We start from the raw sequence: 18,993 nt of genomic DNA, 5'->3' as shown, positions 1-18,993 counted from the left end.
TCGTCGTACGCGGATCAGGCCCCCCGCTCCAACACCGCCCGCCGCCGGGCGGTCAGCGCCGGCAGGTCGACCGAGACCTTCCACGGGCGTTCGGTGACGAAGACGTCGTCGGTGTGGGTGACCGCCTCGTTGACCAACTCGCACGGAAGGTCCTTCGGCAGGTCGTCGAGGTCGTCGACCGTCCACTCCGACCGCTCGGGCAGGATGGGCGCCGCAGTCTACGCGTCCATCGGATCACCCTAAGCTGTCGACACGCTGGTCAGCCCTGCTTGCCGTCGCCCTTGCCGAACTTGTTGAAGTCGATCTTCGGGAGCTTGAAGCCCGGCGGCAGCCCACCCGGCCCACCCAGGTCGTTCGGGTTCATCCCCGGCGGGAGCTGGGGCATGCCACCCGGGAAGCCACCGGGCATCCCGGCGCCGGCACCGGTACGCGGCCGGTTGCCGCCCTTGGTGCCCTTGCGCTTGTTCTTCGGGCTCTTGGTGGCCTTGCGCCGGCCCGCGCCGGGCAGCCCCATCATGCCGCCCATCTGCTTCATCATCTTCTGCGCGTCGGCGAAGCGGTTGAGCAGCTGGTTGACGTCCATCACGGTGACCCCGGAACCGTTGGCGATCCGGGCCCGCCGGGAACCGTTGATGATCTTCGGGGTGGTGCGCTCGGCCGGGGTCATCGACCGGATGATCGCGGTGACCCGGTCGAAGTGCTTGTCGTCCAGCTCGGCGAGCTGGTCCTTCATCTGCCCCATGCCGGGCATCATGGCCAGCACGTTGGCGATCGGGCCCATCCGGCGGACCGCGATGAGCTGGTCGAGGAAGTCCTCCAGGGTGAACTGCTCGCCGCCCATCAGCTTGGCGGTCATCTTCTCCTTCTGATCGGTGTCGAAGGCCTGCTCGGCCTGCTCGATCAGAGTGAGGACGTCGCCCATGCCGAGGATGCGGCTGGCCATCCGGTCCGGGTGGAAGACGTCGAAGTCCTCCAGCTTCTCGCCGGTGGAGGCGAACAGGATCGGCTGCCCGGTGACCTCCCGGACGGACAGCGCGGCACCGCCCCGGGCGTCGCCGTCGAGCTTCGACAGCACGACACCGGTGATACCGACGCCGTCCCGGAATGCCTCGGCGGTGCGGACGGCGTCCTGACCGACCATCGCGTCGATGACGAAGATGACCTCGTCGGGGTCGACCGCGTCCCGGATGTCGGCGGCCTGCTGCATCATCTCGGCGTCGATACCGAGCCGGCCGGCGGTGTCGACGATGACGACGTCCCGGGCGGCCCGCTTCGCGTGCTCGATCGAGGCCCGCGCCACCTGCACCGGGTCACCGGTGCCGTTGCCGGGCTCCGGAGCGTACACCTCGACACCGGCCCGACCGCCGAGAACCTGGAGCTGCCCGACGGCGTTGGGGCGCTGGAGGTCGGCGGCGACCAGCAGCGGCTGGTGCCCCTGGGCCTTGAGCCAGCGGGCCAGCTTGCCGGCGAGGGTGGTCTTGCCGGAGCCCTGGAGACCGGCCAGCATGATCACGGTCGGCGGCTGCTTGGCGAACTGGAGCCGCCGCCCCTCGCCGCCGAGGACGGCGATCAGCTCCTCGTTGACGATCTTGATGATCTGCTGGGCCGGGTTGAGCGCCTGGGAGACCTCGACGCTGCGCGCCCGCTCCTTGACGTTCGCGATGAAGCCCTTGACCACCGGCAGCGCGACGTCGGCCTCCAGCAGCGCCAGCCGGATCTCGCGCGCGGTGGCGTCGATGTCGGCGTCGGTGAGCCGACCCTTGCCGCGGAGCTTGGTGAAGATCCCGGAGAGGCGGTCACTCAAGGTGTCAAACACGCGAACATCCCGTTTGTCAGTGTTACGGCGGGCACGACCCGGCCGGGCAACAGGGTCCGACCAACGTTTAGCGTAGCCCGCCGCCGACAGCCACGCCTCCGGCCGGGCACGTGCGCACCGCGTCGAGGTGGTTGCAGGGGGCCCTTCCTCATCAAAATGCGGTAACAAGGTGCCCCTGCAACCACCCGCCACCGCAACCACCCACCACCCACCACCGCACGGCGCAGCCAGCCGCACCGCAACCAACCTCCGGCGTAGTCGCCTCACACGGCGGCGAGGACGGTGGCCTCCAGGTGGGCGCGGGTGTCGTCGTCCGGGCCGGTGCCGACCAGGTAGAAGGCGTCCACCACGTCCCCGCCGAGGGTGGAGATGCGGGCCGCCCGCACCTCGACGCCGGCCGCGTCCAGCGCGCTGGTCACCCGGTAGAGCAGTCCCGCCGCGTCGGCCGCCCGTAGCTCCAGCACCACGGCGTCGGTCGCGGCGTCCCGGTGCCAGACCACCCGGGGGGCGGCGCCACCGGCGCGGGCGGCCAGGGCCCGGCCCCGCAGCCGCTGGATGACCGAGACGTCGCCGGCCACGGCGCGGCGCAGGTCGGCGGCGAGCGCAACCGGATCCGGCGGCAGCCCGTAGCGAGGCTGGACCCGGCAGGTGACCAGGGCCCGGCCGTCGACCGTGGCGGCGTCGGCGGCGACCACCTCCAGCCGGTGCAGGGCCAGGCAGCCGGCCACGGTCGCGAGCAGGCCCCGCCGGTCCGCCGCGGCCACCGCCACCGTGTCGGCGGTCAGGTGGACGACCGGCAGCGGCTCCGCCAGCAGCGCCGGATCCGGGGCGGGTGGTGCGGGCAGGGCACCGGTGTCCAGCGCGGTACGAACCCGGCCGACGAGGCCGGCGACGAGGCGTCCCTTCCAGTCCGACCAGGCGCCCGGTCCGGTGGCCGCCGCGTCCGCCCGGACCAGGGCGTGCAGCAGGTCGAGGGTGGCCACGTCGCCGACCGCCTCGGCGACCTGGGTGATGGTCACCGGGTCGTCCAGGTCCCGCCGGGTGGCCACGTCCGGCAGGAGCAGGTGCAGCCGGACCAGCGTGCCGATCAGCACCACCTCGGCCGGGGGCAGCCCGACCCGGGTCGCCACCGCCTCGGCCAACGGTGCGCCGAGCACGCTGTGGTCGGCGACGACGGGGCCGTCGGCACCGTCGCCCGGCAGCCCCTTGCCGATGTCGTGCAGGAACGCGCCGAGCAGCAGCAGGTCGGGGCGGTCCACCTCGCGGGCGAACCGGCTCGCCTCGGCGGCGGCCTGGACCAGGTGCCGGTCGACGGTGTACCGGTGCACCGGGTTGTGCTGCGGCAGGCTGCGCAGCCGGGGCCACTCGGGCAGCCAGGCGTCGACCAGTCCGTACCGGTCGCAGGTCTCCCAGGCGGCGACCAGGCCCGGACCGGCCCCGAGCAGGGTGACCAGCGCGGCGCGGGCCTCCGCCGGCCAGGGCGACGGCAGCGGCGGGCAGTACGCCGCGAGCCACTCGCAGGTGGCGCGGGCGATCGGCAGCCGGGTGGTCGCCGCGGCGGCGGCGACCCGGAGGGAGAGAACCGGGTCGGGGCGGGCCCCGATGGCGGTACGGGCGAGCACCAGCTCACCGTCGTGCTCGACCACGTCCCGGGCGACCGGACGGCGCACCGGCCGTCCGTCGGCGCCCCGTCGTCGCCGGACGCGCAGCCGGTCGGCGGCCCGCCAGGCGTCGTCGAGCGCGTGGCTGACCGTGCGGGCGTCCCCGGCGACCCGGCGCAGCAGGGCGTCCCCGTCGCCGACGGCGGCCCCCGGGGGCGGGGCGGGTGCGGGCTGACGCAGACCGAGCAGCGCGGCGACTCCGGCGCGTGCCTGCGCGAGCAGCCGGTCGACCCGCCGGCCGACCTGCTGGTGCAGGGCGTCCCGGGTGTCCAGCAGCCGCAGGTGGGCGGCCCGGACCGCCGGGCGCAGCGCGTCGGTGAGCCCGGCGGTGGCGATGGCCCGCAGGATGCCCACGTCGCGCAGCCCGCCGGCCGCCTCCTTGAGGTCCCCCTCCAGCAGGAAGGCCAGCTCGCCGTGGGTCTGCCAGCGGCTTTCGGTGACCTCCCGCAGCGCGGGGAGCTGACGGACGGCGGTACGCCGCCACTGGTCGGCGGCGGTGCGCACCAGCTCGTCGGCGACGGCCCGGTCCCCGGCGACGTACCGGGCGTCGAGCAGGCCCAGGGAGACCTTGACGTCGTCCAGGGCCACCGAGAGCGCCTCGCCGACGGTGCGTACCGAGTGGTCCAGCCGCACCCCGGCGTCCCAGACCGGATACCAGATCGAGGCGGCCAGGTCGTCGATGCCGGGCACGCCGGTGTGCACCAGCACCAGGTCGAGGTCGCCGTGGGGTGCGCACTGCCGGCGACCGAGACCGCCGACGGCGACCAGCGCGACGCCCGCCCGCTCGGGCAGCAGGGTGCGCAGCCACCGGTCGTGCTGCTCGGCCCGGTCACGCCGGGCGGCCTCGCCGACGCCGACGACCCCGCCGACCGCGGGAACCGGGCCGCCGGGGGCGGCGGTCGGATCCGGTGCGTTCGGCGGGGTCATCGTGGCTCGGCGATCAGAGGGCGTCGAGGCCGCGCTCGCCGGTACGGACGCGGACGACCTCCTCGACGGCGGTCACCCAGACCTTGCCGTCGCCGATCTTGCCGGTCCGGGCGGCGCCGACGATGGCGTCCACGACCTTCTCGACGTCGATCTCGTCGGTGAGCACCTCGACCCGGATCTTGGGCAGGAACTCGACGGTGTACTCGGCACCCCGGTAGACCTCGGTGTGCCCCTTCTGCCGGCCGTAACCCTGGACCTCGCTGACGGTCAGGCCGGCCACGCCGAGGGCGTGCAGGGCCTCCTTCACCGCGTCCAGCTGATACGGCTTGATGACCGCGGTCACCAGCTTCATGTCCAACCCTTCCATCGCAGAAACGTTAGCCCGCGACCTTCTCGCCGACTCCGGTGGTGGGTGCGGGCTCGGCTGCCTTCGACGGCGTCGTCGCCGCCGGGGTGCCGATGCCGGCCATCGCGAAAGCGCCACCGGCGCTGCCGCCCGAGGGCGAGAGGTCGTAGCCGCTCTCCGCGTGCTCGGTGATGTCGATGCCGTTGACCTCGGCCTCGGCGGAGACCCGGAAGCCGATGGTCTTCTGGATGACGAAGCCGAGGGCGAAGGCCACCACGAAGGAGTAGACCGTGACGATCAGGGCGCTGAGGGCCTGCACGCCGAGCTGGGTGACCCCGCCGCCGTAGAAGAGGCCCTCGTCGGCGACGAGCGAGCTGACCGAGCTGGTGCCGAAGAGGCCGATCCAGAGGCAGCCGATCCAGCCACCGACGAAGTGCACGCCGACCACGTCGAGGGAGTCGTCGTAGCCGAGCTTGTACTTGAGGCCGACGGCGAGGGCGCAGACCGCACCGGCGACGACGCCGAGCAGGACCGCCGCCCACGGGGCGACGAAGGCACAGGCCGGGGTGATGGCGACCAGGCCGGCGATGGCGCCGGAGGACGCGCCGACCAGGGTCGGCCGGCCGTCGCGGATCTTCTCCACCACCAGCCAGCCGAGGACGGCGGCGGCGGTGCAGACCTGGGTGTTGAGGAAGGCGATCGCGGTGGTCGCGTCGGCGGTCAGCTCGGAACCGGCGTTGAAGCCGAACCAGCCGAACCAGAGCAGACCGGTGCCGAGCGCCACCATCGGGACGTTGTGCGGCTTCATGGCCTCCTTGGGCCAGCCGAGCCGCCGGCCGAGCACCAGCACCAGGGCGAGCGCGGCGGCGCCGGCGTTGATGTGCACCGCCGTGCCACCGGCGAAGTCCAGCGCGCCGAGCTTGGCCCCGATGAAGCCGCCGCCCCAGACCCAGTGCGCGACCGGGAAGTAGACCAGGGTGGCCCAGCCGAAGGCGAAGAGCAGCCAGCCGGAGAACTTGGCGCGGTCGGAGATGGCCCCGCTGATCAGGGCGACCGTGATGATGGCGAACATCATCTGGAAGGCCATGAAGACGTAGAGCGGGATGCCGGTCTCGCCCCAGAGGTCGGTCTCGGCCATGAACGTCTTGGTGCCGAGGTACTGACCGACGTCACCGATGACGCCGCCCTGGTCGGTACCGAAGGCCATGCTGAAGCCGTAGAAAAGCCAGAGGACACTGACGAGCCCCATGGCCGAGAAGCTCATCATGATCATGTTGAGCACGCCCTTGGACCGGTTCAGACCGCCGTAGAACAGCGCCAGACCCGGCGTCATGAGCAGCACGAGCGCGGTCGACACCAGCAACCATGCGGTGTTGCCGGTATCGATCGTCGGTGCTTCAGGCACGCTGGCCTCCTAAAGGTGAGGTTCCCTCCTTCACGGCTTCCGGGGCAGCGTCGCCCGTACGCCGGATGCGCGAAAGAATCCGCCCCGGCTGTTTCACCTTCGGTCCCGACCCGGTTTCCGGTCGGTCACGGGTTGTTTCGGACGTGTGAAGAAACCCGCGTCCAGGCGGGTGTGGTGGACCGATGCGCCTGACGGTGGAGGGCCCGCCACAGGCCGCGCCCTAAACTACATAGATGGGAATGAGGTCCTGGGTGCGACGTCGACGGGTGCTACGGGCGTTCAGGTCCTGGACACGGCCGAGGTCGATGGCCGGGGACGAGGCCGAACGGGGCATCGAGTTGCTGACCCGCACCCTCGGCCCCTGGCACCTCGGCACCGTGGACGCCCGGCAGAAGCTGCGGTTCTGGCTGCTGGAGGAGGGCGACCACGCCGGCGCGGTCCGCCTCGCCCGGACCGAGGTCGACGACCGGACGGCGGCCCTCGGCGCGGACCACCCGGACACCCTGGCCGCCCGCTGGGAAATGATCTCCATCGCGTCGAGGACCCCCGACTGGCCCACGGTGATCGCCGAGACACGGCGTCTCGCCGACGACCGGGCCCGGGTGCTCGGCCCGTACCATCGCGACACGCTCAGCACCCGGCACTTCGTCGGCTACTACCTGAGGGACAGCGGGGCGACCGCCGAGGCGGTTCAGGTGTTCACCGACATCCTCGCCGACCTGAAGGCCCTGGAGCGCCCCGCGGAGCAGGAAGTGCGGGGAGCCTGGGTGGGCCTGGCCTACGCGCTGGAGCGGCACGGCGACGTCGAGGGTGCCCTCTGCTACGTGGAGAAGGAGCTCGCCGCCGAGCGGGTCACCTTCTACCCCCAGGACGAGAACATCGGACAGCACCACCTGACGATGCTGCTCGAATGGCGCGACCGGCTCCGCGGCAGGCGTGCCGTGCGCCAGGGTCCCGCGTCCCGCGGTCCGGCGGGTGGCGTCGTCGCCCAGGGTGAGGTGGGCGAGCGGCCTGGGTACCCGACCGGGGAGGGAACCACGGCCGCAGGACACTAGCGCAGCGCCCACTCCAGGGCGTGCCGTTCGTAGTCGAGCAGCCGCAGGTCGCGCATCGGGCGACGGAGGTGACCCTTGTGCACGATCCGGACGAACGCCGGGTCCCCGGCGGCGGCCATCCGGCGGATGCCCTCGACGTGGTCGACGATCCGCTTGCGGATGGTACGGATCAGCCGGTGCCGGTCCCGGGGGATCAGCCCGTACGCGTCGGCGAAGAGACGTAGCCGGCGCGGTCGGTCCGGACGTTTCCAGCCGAGGGTGTAGGAGTCCCGGTCGGAGAAGATCGGCACCCAGGTCCAGGCCGCGTACGCCACGTCGTAGATCCGCGCGCCGGGCGAGGCGAGGTCGAAGTCGATCAGCCCGAGGGTGCCGTCCGGCCGCCAGATCACGTTGTGCGGGGCGGCGTCGTGGTGACAGATGACCTCGGTGTCCGGCGGGGGCGGCCCGAAGGAGCGCCAGACCGCCCCGGGCGGCGGGACGAAGCCGTACTGGGCGTCGTGGAACATCCGCAGCATGGTCGCCACCGTCACCAGCGCCTCGTCGGTGACCCAGTGCGGGGCGAGCGGGTACTCCCCGCACTCCCCCTCCAGGTACGACAGGACCTCGCGGTTGCGCTCGTCCATGCCGTATGCCCGGGGCGCGCCGGTGAAGCCGACGTACTCCAGGTGGCGCAGGAGGGCGTGCACCGCCGGGGTCCACGGTCCGGCGTTGCGCCGGACGGTGTCGCCCACCCGGACGACGGTGCTGACGTTCCCGCCGTGCAGCGGGATCTCCTGTGCGGTCACGTACGGTCTCCCGAGGCCCGGTGCCGGCTGGTGGCGCTCACTCCTCCCGGTGGGAGGGTGTTCGTCGGTGGTCACCCGAGGTTACGCGTCCCGGGCGAGCGGCTCGGTGCCGAGCAGCGCGTCGACGAACTGCGTCGGCTCGAAGGGGGCCAGGTCGTCCTTGCCCTCACCCAACCCCACCAGCTTGACCGGAATGCCGAGTTTGCGCTGGACGGCGATGACGATACCGCCCTTGGCGGTGCCGTCCAGCTTGGTGAGCACCACGCCGGTGACGTTGACCACCTCGGTGAAGACCCGGGCCTGCTCCAGCCCGTTCTGGCCGGTGGTGGCGTCCAGGATGAGCAGCGTCTCGTCGATCGGGCCGTGCTTCTCCACCACCCGCTTGACCTTGCCCAGCTCGTCCATCAGGCCGATCTTGTTCTGGAGCCGGCCGGCGGTGTCGATCAGGACGGTGTCCACCCCGGTGGCGATGCCCCGCTTCACCGCGTCGAAGGCGACGCTGGCCGGGTCGGCCGCCTCCGGCCCGCGCACGGTCTCCGCGCCGACCCGGCCGCCCCAGGTCTCCAACTGGTCGGCGGCGGCGGCCCGGAACGTGTCGGCCGCGCCGAGCAGCACGCTGCGACCGTCCGCGACCAGCACCCGGGCGATCTTGCCGCAGGTGGTGGTCTTGCCCGCGCCGTTGACCCCGACCACCAGCACCACCGCCGGGGTGCCCTCCTTCGGCGCGGTGCGCAGCGAGCGGTCCAGCGTCGGGTCGAGCGCGTTGACCAGCTCGGCGGCGAGCAGGGCGCGCAGTTCGGTGGCGGAGCGGGTGCCGAGCACCCGGGTCCGCTCCCGGAGCCGGTCGACGATCTCCCGGGTGGGGTCGATCCCGACGTCGGCGGTGATCAGGCTGTCCTCGATCTCCTCCCAGGCGTCCTCGTCCAGGTGGTCCCGGCTGAGCAGGCCGAGCAGGCCCTTGCCGAAGACGTTCTGCGAGCGGGACAGGCGGGAGCGCAGCCGGACCAGTCGCCCGGCGGTCGGCTCGGGCACCTCCAGCGGCGGCACCTCCACCACCGGCGGGACCTCCACCAGGGGCGGCTCGACCACGACCCCGGTGGGCGCCTCGACCGGTGGGGCGACGGGCCGATCCTCGACCCGGGTGGGTGCCTGCGCCTCCGGCAGCCGGGGCTCCGGCCGCCGCCGCAGCTTCGGCACGACCAGGCCGGCGACCGACAGGAGCAGCACACCGAGCAGGACCAGTGCGACTACGAGGTAATCCGCCATGCGGAAATCCTGTCAGATGCCGCCACCGTCGGCTCAGCCACCGCGCCCGATCCCCGGTCGAGCTGCGGGACCTCCCGGCGTGAGGCGTGGGTGTCCGAGCCGGCGACAGGGTAGAAATGGTGAGCTGATCTCGCCCCGGAGGTTTCCCATGCCCAGTCCCCGCCTGCTCATCGGCCCGTTGCTGCGACGGGTCGTCGGCACGCGGGCCACCGTCTGGGTGGAGACCAGCGCGCCCGCCGTGGTCCGGGTCCGCACCGCCGACGGGGCCGAGGGCCGTGCGCCCACCTTCACCGCGTACGACCACCACTACGCGCTGGTCGTGGTGGAGGGGCTCACCCCGGACCGCACGTCGACGTACGAGGTGCTGGTCGACGACGAGGTGGCCTGGCCGGAGCCGCGCAGCCCGTTCCCGCCGAGCGTGATCCGCACCCGCGCCGCCGACGACCGCGACCAGCCGGTCCGCCTGGTCTTCGGCTCGTGCCGGGAGACCACCCAGCACTCCACCGCGCGGAAACTCCCGCCGGACGCGCTGGACGCGTACGCCCGGCGGCTGATGGCCGACGCGGACGGCCCGGACCGGCCCGACCTGCTGGTGCTCCTCGGCGACCAGGTCTACGCCGACGAGACCTCGCCCACGGTGCGCCGGCTGCTGCGCCGACGGCGGCGACGGCCGGCGGGCGCGCCGACCGACCAGGTGGTCAGCTTCGACGAGTACACCAAGCTCTACCTGGAGTCGTGGCGGGACCCGGAGATCCGCTGGCTGCTCTCCACCGTGCCCAGCGTGATGATCTTCGACGACCACGAGATCATCGACGACTGGAACACCTCGGCCGCATGGCGGGCCGAGATGCGCGAGCAGCCCTGGTGGGCCGAGCGGATCGGCAGCGGTCTCGCCTCGTACTGGGTCTATCAGCACCTGGGCAACCTGTCCCCGGACGAGATCGCCACCGACCCGGTCTACGCGAAGGTCGTCACCGCCGGGGACGCCACCGAGGTGCTGCGCGAGTTCGGCCACCGGGTCGACGCCGAGTCCGACCTGGCGCACGACACCGAGCGCTGGCGTGCCGTGCAGTACCAGTGGAGCTACGCGCTGGACGTGGGCCGGACCCGGCTGGTGATGCTGGACAACCGGTGCAGCCGGGTGCTCGATCCGGCGCAGCGGGCGATGCTCCCGCCGGGCGAGTGGGCCTGGTTCGTCGACCGGGCGCACGGCGTCTACGACCACCTGGTGGTCGGCTCGTCACTGCCGTGGCTGCTGCCGCCGGGCATCCACCACGTGGAGGCGTGGAACGAGAAGCTGGCCTCCTCCCGCCGACCCTGGGTCGCCAACGCCTCCGAGAAGCTGCGCCGGGCGCTGGACCTGGAACACTGGGCCGCCTTCCAGCGTTCCTTCGACGCGCTCGGGGCGCTCTTCGCCCGGATCGGCACCGGCTCCCCCGGCACGCCCAGGGACCGGGTCGGGGCCGGGCCGGCGTACGCCCCACCGGCCTCGATCAGCGTGCTCGGCGGGGACGTGCACCACTCGTACGTGGCGCGGGCGCGCTTCGGCGACGGCATGGTGACCCCGGTGCACCAGCTCACCTGCTCGCCGATCCACAACCAGGTGCCGGCCGGGATGCGCCCGTTGATGCGGCTGGGCTGGTCGGCGGGGCCCTCGGCGGTGGTCCGCGCGCTGGCCCGCTCGGCCGGGGTACGCCGCTCGTCGGTGCGCTGGCGCAAGCTCAGCGGCCCGTACTTCGGCAACGCGGTCGGCACCCTGCTGCACCGGGAGCGGGAGGCCGAGGTCACCATCGAGGGCACCACCAGCGACGGCAAGCTGCACCCGGTGGCGTACCGACGGCTGACGCGGGAGCGCTGAGCGGCGCGCCGTACCCTCGTGGGCGTGGACGATCAGCTGCCGGAGCCGCTACGGACGGTGGAGCACGAGTTGACCACCCTGCTGCGCCGGGGGCGGACGGTCTCCTGGGGGCTGGTCAAGGAGGTGCACCCGCACCTTGAGCCGAACAGCTACAGCCTCCTGCTCTGGCTGCGGCGCAGCGGGTCGACCCGGCTGACCGACCTCTCCACCCGGCTCGGCGTCGGCAAGGGGACGCTCAGCCGGCAGATCCGGGGGCTGGAGGCGCTCGGGCTGGTCCGTCGGGAGCCGGATCCGCTGGACCGGCGGGCCGCCCAGCTCAGCCTGACCGAGGAGGGGCAGCGTCGCTTCGACGCGGCACGCGGGACCCGGATCGACGAGCTGGAGCACGCCCTGGACGACTGGCCGGCTGAGGACCTGGCGGAGTTCGCCCGGCTGCTGCGGCGGTTCAACGAGAGCTGGACTCCCGAGCGGGGCTGAGGCCCGGCTCACACCGGGAACACGGCTCCGCCTCCGAAAGTTGTTGCTTGAGGCAACCAAAGCTACGGTTGCCCCGAACAACTTCTCGATCCCGGAGGTAGTCAGCATGTCCCAGGCCGCCGCGCCACCACGGACGAGCCCGGTCGAGATGACCCACCGGCAGGTCCTGGAGGCCCTCTCCGGCCTGCTGCTGGGCCTGTTCGTCGCGATCCTCTCGTCCACCGTCGTCTCGAACGCGCTGCCCCGGATCATCACCGAGCTGCGGGGCGGGCAGTCCGCGTACACCTGGGTGGTCACCTCGACGTTGCTCGCCACCACCGCGACCACCCCGCTCTGGGGCAAGCTCGCCGACCTGATGAGCAAGAAGGCGCTGGTCCAGCTCTCGCTGGTGATCTACGTCCTCGGCTCGGTGCTGGCCGGGCTCTCCCAGTCCACCGGGCAGCTGATCGCCTGCCGGGTGGTCCAGGGCATCGGGGCCGGCGGCCTCACCGCGCTGGCGCAGGTGATCATGGCAACGATGATCTCGCCCCGGGAACGGGGCCGGTACAGCGGCTACCTCGGCGCGGTGATGGCGGTCGGCACCATCGGCGGTCCGCTCATCGGCGGCGTGATCGTGGACACCTCCTGGCTCGGCTGGCGCTGGTGCTTCTACGTCGGGGTGCCGTTCGCGATCGCCGCCCTCGTGGTGCTCCAGAAGACGCTGAAGCTGCCCGTGGTCCGGCGCAAGGCGAAGATCGACTGGTGGGGCGCGACCCTGATCACCGCCGCCGTCTCGTTGCTGCTGGTCTGGGTCTCCCTCGCCGGTGACCGGTACGCCTGGGCCTCCTGGCAGACCGCCGCGATGGTGGGCGGGGCGCTGCTGCTCGGCGCGCTGGCGATCCGGGTCGAGACCCGGGCGGCCGAGCCGGTCATCCCGCCGAAGCTGTTCCGCAACCGCACCATCACCCTGGCGACGGTGGCCAGCGTCGCGGTCGGCGTCGGCATGTTCGGCGCGTCGGTCTTCCTCGGCCAGTACTTCCAGATCAGCCGGGGCCAGAGCCCGACCATGTCCGGCCTGATGACCATGCCGATGATCCTCGGCCTGCTGGTCTCCTCCACCCTGACCGGCCGGATCATCACCAAGACCGGCCGGTGGAAGCGGTACCTGGTCGCCGGCTCGGCCCTGCTCACCCTCGGCTTCGCCCTGATGGGCACGGTTCGCTACGACACGAACTTCTGGCTGCTCAGCGTCTACATGGCAATCATCGGCATCGGCGTGGGCATGACCATGCAGAACCTGGTGCTGGCCGTGCAGAACACCGTGGGCACGCACGAGCTGGGCGTGGCCAGCTCGGTGGTGGCCTTCTTCCGCAGCCTCGGCGGCGCGGTCGGCGTCTCCGCGCTCGGCGCGGTGCTCGGCCACCGGGTGCAGGACTACCTCGCCGACGGCCTGGCCCGGCTCGGCATCCCGACCGGCGGCGCGGTCGGCGGCGGGATCCTGCCGGACGTGCACACCCTGCCCGGCCCGGTGCGCACCGTGGTGGAGAGCGCCTACGGCCACGGCGCCGGGGACATCTTCCTGGTCGCCGCCCCGTTCGCCCTGATCGCGCTGATCGCGGTCTGCTTCATCCGGGAGGTGCCGCTGCGGCGGCACAACGAGCCGCTGGCCGACGAGGTCGAGCGGGAGTCGACGGTGGCCGCCGGGGCCGGCGCGGTGGTGGTCCGCGTCCCCGGTGCGCGGAACTGAGAGGCCGGGACATGGGCGTCGGAGCGCCGGACCGGGAGGAGTACGGGCCCCGGTCCCGGCCCCTGCCCTTCGAACGCGGCACGGACGGGCCCCGGGTGGTGCTCGTCGGCGTGGACGGCACCCGGACGTCGCTGCGGGCCGCGTCGTACGCCGCGGGTCTCGCCCGGCGGCAGGGTGCCGCCCTCGTCGTGGTCTTCGTCCACTCCCCCGCCCTCTACACCGCGCTGGCCGACGGCGTGGTGGCCGGGGTGGTGCAGCGCACCCACGACGACCTCGCCGCCGACCTGCGCGCGGAGTGCCGCCGCGAGGCGGAGAGCCTGGGTCTGCCGGTCACCTTCCTGTCCCGGCGCGGCGACGCGTACACCGAACTCTCCGCCGCCGCCGACGAGACCCTCGCCGACCTGGTCGTGGTCGGTGCCTCCGAGCAGGCCGGGCACCGCCTGGTCGGCTCCGTCGCCACCCGCCTGGTCCGCGCCGGCCGCTGGCCGGTCGTGGTGGTGCCCTGACCGCCGGCAAATCCGGTCGCCCGTTGTCACCCCGGCCGACCAGGATGACCGGATGACCTGGAGAGCACCGCAGATCACCCGTACCCCCGAGCCCCTCGTCGGTGACGAGCGCACCATGCTGGAGGGCTGGCTCGACTACCACCGGCAGACCTTGCCGCTCAAGTGCGCCGGCCTGACCGCCGAGCAGCTCCGCACGCCCAGCGTGGAGCCGTCCGGGTTGACCCTGATCGGCCTGGTGCGGCACATGGCCGAGGTGGAGGCCTGGTGGTTCCGGGAGAACGCCGCCGGCGAGACGGTCGACTACCCGTACTTCACCGAGGCGAACCCGGACGCCGACTTCGACGTGTCCGACGCCGACGCCGAGGCCGACCTGGCCGTCTTCCACCGGCAGGTCGAGCTGGCCCGGGCCGCCGCCGTGGGACGTTCCCTCGACGAGACCTTCACCGACCGGCGCGGTCGGGAGCGGAACCTGCGCTGGGTGTACGTGCACATGATCGAGGAGTACGCCCGGCACAACGGCCACGCCGACCTGATCCGGGAGCGCCTCGACGGGGTCACCGGCGACTGACCTACCAGGGTCCGCCGGGCGGCACGGCGGCCGGTGCCCGCAGTGGCACCGGCCGGACCCGCATGCCAGGAGCGTCGTCTTCCGGCTGATCCGGGGGCGCTCGACCGGGTCATCACGGTGGTGACGTTGTGCGGCAGCCATCCTTCCCAGCGGCGACACGCCCCGAGCCGCCGGGAAACGACTCGGGCCCGGTGCCCCACTCGGACTGCGTCAGTACGCCAGCGCCGCCCGGACGTACCGCAGCCCCTCCAGCCCGCTCCACCGGTACGCCGACAGCCCGGCCACCCGGGCACCGCTGATCATGCGGTCGTCGTCGTCGACGAAGAGCACCCGGTCCGGCGGGGTGCGCAGCGCCTGGCAGGCGGCCCGGAAGTACTCCTTCGCCGGCTTGTGCACCCCGAGCGCCGAGGAGTTGACCACCGCGTCCAGCTCGTCGGTCAGGCCGAGCGCCGCGAGGTCGGCGTCGAGCAGGTCGGTGGCGTTGGTGGCCAAACCGACCGGGATCCCGGCGGCCCGCACCTCACGGACGAAGGCGAGCACGTCCGGGTCCACCTCACCCCGGTACGCCTGCCACTCCGCCACCGCCGCCCGGGCCTGCTCGGCGTCCACCGCCCGGCCGGCCAGCGCGTCGGCCACGCTGGTCATCCAGTCGGCGTGGCTGACCTGCCCCACCAGCACCGGCTGGAGCCGCCCCCACTGCATGGCGATGTCGCCGAGCACACCGGGGGTCAGCCCGTACCGTTGTTCCACCCCGGCCGCCACGGCCGGATCCCAGCGCCGCAGGACGCCGTCGAAGTCCACCAGGAGCGCCGTCGCGCGTTCCCGAGCCACTACTGATTCTCCTCGCTGCGGCCGAGCCGCTGATTCTCCGGACTGCCGCCGAGCGGCCGATCCGTGCTGCGGCCGGGCCGCTCGTCCTCGCTGTCGTTCCGGTTGAGCCGTTGGCTGATCACCTGGGTCACGCCGTTGCGCATGGTCACCCCGTACAGGGCGTCGGCGACCTCCATCGTCCGCTTCTGGTGCGTGATGACGATCAGCTGGCTCTTCTCCCGCAACTGTGCCATCAGGGTGATCAGCCGGCCCAGGTTGACGTCGTCGAGGGCCGCCTCGACCTCGTCCATGATGTAGAAGGGGCTGGGCCGGGCCCGGAAGATCGCCACCAGCATCGCCACCGCGGTCAGCGAGCGTTCCCCACCGGAGAGCAGCGAGAGCCGCTTGATCTTCTTGCCGGGCGGCCGGGCCTCGACCTCCACGCCGGTGGTGAGCAGGTCGTCCGGCTCGGTGAGCACCAGCCGCCCCTCGCCGCCGGGAAAGAGCACCGTGAAGACCTGCTGGAACTCCCGGGCGGTGTCCTCGAACGCGCTGGCGAAGACCTCCAGGATCCGGTCGTCGACGTCCTTGACCACGGTGAGCAGGTCGCGGCGGGTGGCCTTGAGGTCCTCCAACTGCTCGGAGAGGAACTTGTACCGCTCCTCCAGCGCGGCGAACTCCTCCAGGGCGAGCGGGTTGACCTTGCCGAGCAGGGCCAGTTCGCGTTCCGCCTTGGCGGCCCGTTTCTCCTGCACCGGGCGCTCGTAGCGGACCGGTTCGGGCACCGGCGTGCCGTCCCGCTCGGCGGCGGCGACGTCCGCCTGGGTAGGCGGCACCGGCTGGTCCGGGCCGTACTCGCCGATCAGGGCGGCCACGTCCAGCCCGAAGTCCTCGGCGGCCTTCGCCTCCAACTGCTCGATGCGCAGCCGCTGTTCGGCGCGGGCCACCTCGTCCCGGTGCACCTGGCTGGTCAGCCGCTCCAGCTCCGCGCCGAGGCGCTTGGCCGCGCCGCGTACCTCGGAGAGCTCGGCCTCCCGCGCGGCGCGTTCGCGCGCCACGGCGTCGCGGTGCTCCTCGGCCGCCGCGATCGAGGTGGTCAGCCGGGTCAGCGCCTCCCGCGCACCGCCGGCCACCGCGCGGGCGATGGCCGCCCCCCGGGTACGCGCCGCCCGGCGGGCCGCCGCGCGTTCCCGCGCGGCCCGTTCGGCACCGGCCTGCCGGCGCAGGGAGTCGGCCCGGCCGGCGATCGACGAGACCCGCTCCTCGGCGGTACGCACCGCGAGCCGGACCTCCATCTCGTTCTGCCGGGCCTGGGGCACCATCGCGGCGAGCTGGTCGCGTTCGTCCGTCGACGGTTCGGCGTCGATCGGGGTAACCTCGGCCAACCGCAGCCGCTCCTCCAGTTCGGCGAGGGTCGCCAGGTCCCGTTCGCGGGCCGCCTGCGCCCGGGCCAGGGACTCACCGAGCCGGTCGGTCTCCCCCCTGGCGCTACGGGCGGCGGCCCCGAGTTCGGCCAGTCGCCGGGCGGCGGCGTTACGGTGGCTCTCCGCCTCCCGCTTGGCGGCGGCGGCGTGCTGCACCGCCTCCTTCGCGGCGGCCACCTCGGCCCGCGCGTCCACCAGCTGGTCGCGCAAGTCGGCACTGGTCCGCTCGGCGGCGAGCCGGTTCGCGCGGGCCTCCTCGACGGCCGCGGTCACCTCGATGAAGCTGGGCGCCTTCGCCGACCCGCCGGCCGCCGCGTACGCCCCGACCACGTCGCCGTCCGGGGTGACCGCCCGCAGCTCCGGGTTGGTGGCGACCGCCTCGGCGGCGGCGGTGAGGTCGTCGACGAGCACCACGTCCCGCAGCGCCCGGTGCACCGCCGGGCGGAGCTGGGCCGCGCACTCGACCAGATCGGGGGCCCAGCGCGCACCGTCGGGCAGCTTCGGACGCAGCGCGTCGGCGGAGGCGTCCATGCCGGGGCCGGCGGGGCTGCCGACCAGCAGTCCGGCCCGGCCCGCGTCGGAGATCTTGAGCAGCCGCATCGCCTCGACCGCCTCGTCGACCCCGGTGACCGCGACCGCGTCGGCCAGCCCGCCGAGCGCGGCGGCGAGGGCCGCCTCGTGACCGGGGGCGACGGTGAGCAGCCCGGCCAGGCTGCCGAGGAGGCCGGGCACGTCGCCGGCCCGGGCGAGCAGCGCGCCCGCGCCGTCCTTGCGGCGCAGGCCGAGGGCGAGCGCCTCCTCCCGGGCCTTCCAGGTGGCCGCGTCCTTCTCCGCCGCTCGTTCGGCGTCGGTCAGCGCCCGGACACCGACCTGCGCCTTCTCGTGGGCGGCGACCGCCTCGGCGTGCCGGGCGTCCAGCTCAGCGTTGTCCCGGTCCGCCTCGGTGGACTGCTCGGCCACCGCGTCCAGCTCGCCCTGCGCCTGCTCGGCGCGTGTCATCGCGTCGGTGTGGGCGGCGGCGAGCCGCTCGATCTCCTCCCCGGCGCTGGTGGTCCGGGCCCGGGCGGAGTTGACCTGGCCGGTGAGCCGGGCCAGCCCCTCCCGCCGGTCCGCGATGGCCTTCGCCGCGGCGACCAGTTCCCGTTCGGCGGCGGCGAGCTGCCGTTCCAGCTCCTGGCGGTGCTCCACCGCCTCGGCCAGGCGGACCTGGTCCTCGGTGAGCGCCGCGCGCAGGTCCTCCTCCTGCTCGCGGACCCGCTCCGCCTCCGCCTCCAACTGGTCCGGGTCGCGGCCGGGACGCTCGTCGTCGGGGGTGGCGCTGAGGTGGCGCAGCCGTTCCCGGGCGAGCTGCTCGATCGAGCGGAACCGCTCGGAGAGCGCGGAGAGCTTGTACCAGGTGTCCTGGGCGGCGGCGAGCAGCGGCGCGTCCTCGGCCAGGGCGCTCTCCAGCTCACCGAGGCGCTGCTGCACCTGGGTGTGTTCCTCCTCGACCTGCTCGCGGCGCTCGCGCAGGGCGGCCTCGTCGGCGATCTCCCGGTCGAGCGTGGCGCGCAGGGTGGCCAGGTCGTCGGCGAGCAGCCGCAGCCGGGCGTCGCGCAGGTTGGCCTGGATGGCGGCGGCCCGGCGGGCCACCTCGGCCTGCCGGCCCAGCGGTTTGAGCTGGCGACGCAGTTCGGCGGTGAGGTCGGTGAGCCGGTTGAGGTTGGTCTGCATCGCGTCGAGCTTCCGCAGCGCCTTCTCCTTGCGCTTGCGGTGCTTCAGGACGCCGGCCGCCTCCTCGATGAAGGCCCGCCGGTCCTCCGGCTTGGCGTGCAGCATGCCGTCGAGCCGGCCCTGGCCGACGATGATGTGCATCTCCCGGCCGATGCCGGAGTCGGAGAGCAGTTCCTGGATGTCGAGCAGGCGGCAGGAGTCGCCGTTGATCTCGTACTCGCTCTCGCCGGAGCGGAACATCCGGCGGGTGATGGAGACCTCGGTGTACTCGATCGGCAGCGCACCGTCGGTGTTGTCGATGGTGAGGGTCACCTCGGCCCGGCCGAGCGGGGCCCGGCCGGCGGTGCCGGCGAAGATGACGTCCTCCATCTTGCCGCCGCGCAGCGCCTTGGCGCCCTGTTCGCCCAGCACCCAGGCGATGGCGTCGACGACGTTGGACTTACCGGAGCCGTTCGGCCCCACCACGCAGGTGATGCCCGGTTCCAGCTTGAGCGTCGTGGTGGAGGCGAAGGACTTGAAGCCCTTCACCGTCAGGCTCTTGAGATGCACCTTCTCGATCCTCGTCCGGTGGCCGCCGTGCCGTCGCGGGCTGCCGCGCCGGGCTCGGTTGCCGTGCCGTTGTGGGCCGCGCGGACCTGGTCAACCCGCAG

General features: G+C 73.1%; 15 protein-coding genes. 6 read left to right on the top strand and 9 right to left on the bottom strand.

Annotated elements, in window-relative coordinates; genetic code table 11:
* Positions 1-14: 14 nt before the first annotated feature.
* From ACIBJE_RS00380 to ACIBJE_RS00360, 5 genes are all read right to left on the bottom strand, one after another.
* Positions 15-137 carry a hypothetical protein gene (locus tag ACIBJE_RS00380; protein ID WP_396741203.1) on the bottom strand — a complete coding sequence of 41 codons (123 nt, stop codon included), beginning with the start codon at positions 135-137 and terminating at the stop codon, positions 15-17.
* 122 nt (positions 138-259) lie between these two features.
* Positions 260-1,816, bottom strand: coding sequence for a signal recognition particle protein (gene ffh / locus ACIBJE_RS00375; protein ID WP_396741201.1), 1,557 nt, complete (start codon positions 1,814-1,816; stop codon positions 260-262).
* A 263-nt stretch (positions 1,817-2,079) separates the two neighbouring features.
* Positions 2,080-4,404, bottom strand: a complete 2,325-nt coding sequence (locus tag ACIBJE_RS00370; RefSeq protein ID WP_396741199.1) for a [protein-PII] uridylyltransferase — start codon at positions 4,402-4,404, stop codon at positions 2,080-2,082.
* A 13-nt stretch (positions 4,405-4,417) separates the two neighbouring features.
* Positions 4,418-4,756, bottom strand: coding sequence for a P-II family nitrogen regulator (locus tag ACIBJE_RS00365; protein WP_176738715.1), 339 nt, complete (start codon positions 4,754-4,756; stop codon positions 4,418-4,420).
* Between the two features lie 25 nt (positions 4,757-4,781).
* Positions 4,782-6,155, bottom strand: a complete 1,374-nt coding sequence (locus tag ACIBJE_RS00360; protein ID WP_396741197.1) for an ammonium transporter — start codon at positions 6,153-6,155, stop codon at positions 4,782-4,784.
* Positions 6,156-6,460: 305 nt separating this feature from the next.
* On the opposite strand from ACIBJE_RS00360, the gene ACIBJE_RS00355 reads away from it, so the two are divergent.
* The gene (locus ACIBJE_RS00355; RefSeq protein WP_396741195.1) at positions 6,461-7,210 is read left to right on the top strand and encodes a hypothetical protein; all 750 of its coding nucleotides are present in this window, start codon (positions 6,461-6,463) and stop codon (positions 7,208-7,210) included.
* On the opposite strand, the gene ACIBJE_RS00350 is transcribed toward ACIBJE_RS00355, so the two are convergent.
* Both ACIBJE_RS00350 and ftsY read right to left on the bottom strand, forming a co-directional pair.
* Entirely contained in the window at positions 7,207-7,995 is a 789-nt protein-coding gene (locus ACIBJE_RS00350; RefSeq protein ID WP_088980205.1) for an aminoglycoside phosphotransferase family protein, read from the bottom strand. The genes ACIBJE_RS00355 and ACIBJE_RS00350 overlap by 4 nt on opposite strands.
* An 81-nt stretch (positions 7,996-8,076) precedes the next feature.
* Positions 8,077-9,261 (bottom strand): signal recognition particle-docking protein FtsY, encoded by a 1,185-nt coding sequence (gene ftsY / locus ACIBJE_RS00345; protein ID WP_396741193.1) that lies wholly within the window; start codon positions 9,259-9,261, stop codon positions 8,077-8,079.
* A 148-nt stretch (positions 9,262-9,409) separates the two neighbouring features.
* On the opposite strand from ftsY, the gene ACIBJE_RS00340 reads away from it, so the two are divergent.
* The 5 genes from ACIBJE_RS00340 to ACIBJE_RS00320 all read left to right on the top strand — a co-directional run bounded on the left by ACIBJE_RS00340 (position 9,410) and on the right by ACIBJE_RS00320 (position 14,396).
* Positions 9,410-11,119: an alkaline phosphatase D family protein gene (locus ACIBJE_RS00340; protein ID WP_396741191.1), complete on the top strand. Its 1,710-nt coding sequence runs from the start codon at positions 9,410-9,412 to the stop codon at positions 11,117-11,119.
* A 24-nt stretch (positions 11,120-11,143) separates the two neighbouring features.
* On the top strand, positions 11,144-11,596 hold the full coding sequence (locus ACIBJE_RS00335) for a MarR family winged helix-turn-helix transcriptional regulator (protein ID WP_396741189.1): 453 nt from the start codon (positions 11,144-11,146) through the stop codon (positions 11,594-11,596).
* 106 nt (positions 11,597-11,702) lie between these two features.
* Positions 11,703-13,322: an MDR family MFS transporter gene (locus tag ACIBJE_RS00330; protein ID WP_396741187.1), complete on the top strand. Its 1,620-nt coding sequence runs from the start codon at positions 11,703-11,705 to the stop codon at positions 13,320-13,322.
* An 11-nt stretch (positions 13,323-13,333) separates the two neighbouring features.
* The gene (locus tag ACIBJE_RS00325) at positions 13,334-13,828 is read left to right on the top strand and encodes a universal stress protein (protein ID WP_396741185.1); all 495 of its coding nucleotides are present in this window, start codon (positions 13,334-13,336) and stop codon (positions 13,826-13,828) included.
* A gap of 52 nt (positions 13,829-13,880) precedes the next feature.
* On the top strand, positions 13,881-14,396 hold the full coding sequence (locus ACIBJE_RS00320; RefSeq protein ID WP_396741183.1) for a DinB family protein: 516 nt from the start codon (positions 13,881-13,883) through the stop codon (positions 14,394-14,396).
* A 210-nt stretch (positions 14,397-14,606) separates the two neighbouring features.
* Here ACIBJE_RS00320 and ACIBJE_RS00315 read toward each other — a convergent pair whose 3' ends face one another.
* The gene (locus tag ACIBJE_RS00315) at positions 14,607-15,227 is read right to left on the bottom strand and encodes an HAD family hydrolase (RefSeq protein WP_396741181.1); all 621 of its coding nucleotides are present in this window, start codon (positions 15,225-15,227) and stop codon (positions 14,607-14,609) included.
* On the bottom strand, positions 15,227-18,892 hold the full coding sequence (gene smc, locus ACIBJE_RS00310; RefSeq protein ID WP_396741179.1) for a chromosome segregation protein SMC: 3,666 nt from the start codon (positions 18,890-18,892) through the stop codon (positions 15,227-15,229). The genes ACIBJE_RS00315 and smc overlap by 1 nt, the downstream gene beginning before the upstream one ends.
* Positions 18,893-18,993 lie beyond the last annotated feature (101 nt).

Source organism: Micromonospora sp. NPDC050187, from assembly GCF_044459745.1.
Classification (GTDB): Bacteria; Actinomycetota; Actinomycetes; order Mycobacteriales; family Micromonosporaceae; genus Micromonospora.
Note: the sequence above shows the minus strand (reverse complement) of the source record. Positions and strands in the feature narration are given on the sequence as shown.

Coding starts and splice junctions, on each gene's coding strand:
- ACIBJE_RS00370 (WP_396741199.1), bottom strand. CDS start 4,404: ATGACCCCGCCGAACGCACCGGATCCGACCGCCGCCCCCGGCGGCCCG.
- ACIBJE_RS00365 (WP_176738715.1), bottom strand. CDS start 4,756: ATGAAGCTGGTGACCGCGGTCATCAAGCCGTATCAGCTGGACGCGGTG.
- ACIBJE_RS00355 (WP_396741195.1), top strand. CDS start 6,461: ATGGCCGGGGACGAGGCCGAACGGGGCATCGAGTTGCTGACCCGCACC.
- ftsY (WP_396741193.1), bottom strand. CDS start 9,261: ATGGCGGATTACCTCGTAGTCGCACTGGTCCTGCTCGGTGTGCTGCTC.
- ACIBJE_RS00340 (WP_396741191.1), top strand. CDS start 9,410: ATGCCCAGTCCCCGCCTGCTCATCGGCCCGTTGCTGCGACGGGTCGTC.
- ACIBJE_RS00330 (WP_396741187.1), top strand. CDS start 11,703: ATGTCCCAGGCCGCCGCGCCACCACGGACGAGCCCGGTCGAGATGACC.
- ACIBJE_RS00325 (WP_396741185.1), top strand. CDS start 13,334: ATGGGCGTCGGAGCGCCGGACCGGGAGGAGTACGGGCCCCGGTCCCGG.
- ACIBJE_RS00320 (WP_396741183.1), top strand. CDS start 13,881: ATGACCTGGAGAGCACCGCAGATCACCCGTACCCCCGAGCCCCTCGTC.